Origin of the sequence: Agathobaculum sp. Marseille-P7918 (assembly GCF_900625105.1) — a bacterium.
Taxonomy (GTDB): Bacteria; Bacillota; Clostridia; order Oscillospirales; family Butyricicoccaceae; genus Agathobaculum.
The window spans coordinates 1-866 of sequence record NZ_UYYD01000034.1 but is presented as its reverse complement, the minus strand read 5'-3'; the positions used below and the strand labels follow the sequence as shown (position 1 = coordinate 866).

Genomic DNA, 866 nt, shown 5'->3' with positions numbered 1-866 from the left:
CCAGAATATCCGTTAATTTACTCATGTCCGCCTCCTCAGAACGCAAAATCGTGCAGCGTGTGGCTCTGCAGCTCGTTTATCGTCATGCCGTGCACCTCGCGCACCAGCAGATAGCGGTAGAGGTACTCGTACCCGACATGGCTCGGCAGTACCTCGAGCAGCGCCGCGGTCAGGCTTTCGAGGTTCGCGGGCACGCCGTATTCGCCGTTGAACTGGATTTGCACCTTGTGCTGACGCGGCAGCTCGGTGACGATGGACTGCCCGTTGATGTAGCTATCCGTCAGGTTTTCCAGCATGATGGCCGTCACAGTCTGCGGCGCGCGCAGCTTGGCCTTGACCCGGCTGCGCCGGTCGTCCAGCGTGTCGGCGGCCTGCGGGGTGACGCCGTATTCGCGCTCCCAGTAGACAATGCCCCATGTCGCGGTGTCGATGGTCAGCTGCGTCAGCCAGTCGAGCGCCCGCGCGCGAAACACCTCGCCCAGCACCCAGATCACGCCCGCTGCCGCGCCCACCTCCGGGCTGGCGAGGTACCGCTCGGGCAGCAGGTCGGTCAGCTTACGTTCCATCAGCTGCCGCCTCCTCTGCGATGCCGCTCACCGTCACCGTGCCGAGCATCGGGATCTGCGTCGCATCCAGCGGCACATTAGCCGTGCCGCCGTTGACGGTCAGTCCCGAGCAGTCGGTCACGCCGGGCAGCCCCATCACCAGCGCCAGCACACGGTTGTACACCACCTCTGCGCCCTCGGTGAACGCGATCTCGCCCAGATATTCGGCAAGCCGCTCGGTGAGTTCTCGCTCGGTGTCCAATTTGAACACCGTACCGTCGGTTTCCACGGTTACGCTTACTTCGACCGGCACGCCCGCCG

Annotated in this window: 1 protein-coding gene and 1 pseudogene; both read right to left on the bottom strand. The window is 64.3% G+C overall.

Annotation, left to right across the window (positions count from 1 at the left end):
• Positions 1–35: 35 nt before the first annotated feature.
• A complete protein-coding gene (locus EJL02_RS14035) occupies positions 36–566 on the bottom strand; it encodes a putative phage tail protein (RefSeq protein WP_125116967.1) in 531 nt (176 codons plus the stop codon).
• A pseudogene (locus EJL02_RS14310) lies at positions 556–866 on the bottom strand (hypothetical protein); the annotation flags it as partial. The pseudogene EJL02_RS14310 and the gene EJL02_RS14035, both read right to left, overlap by 11 nt.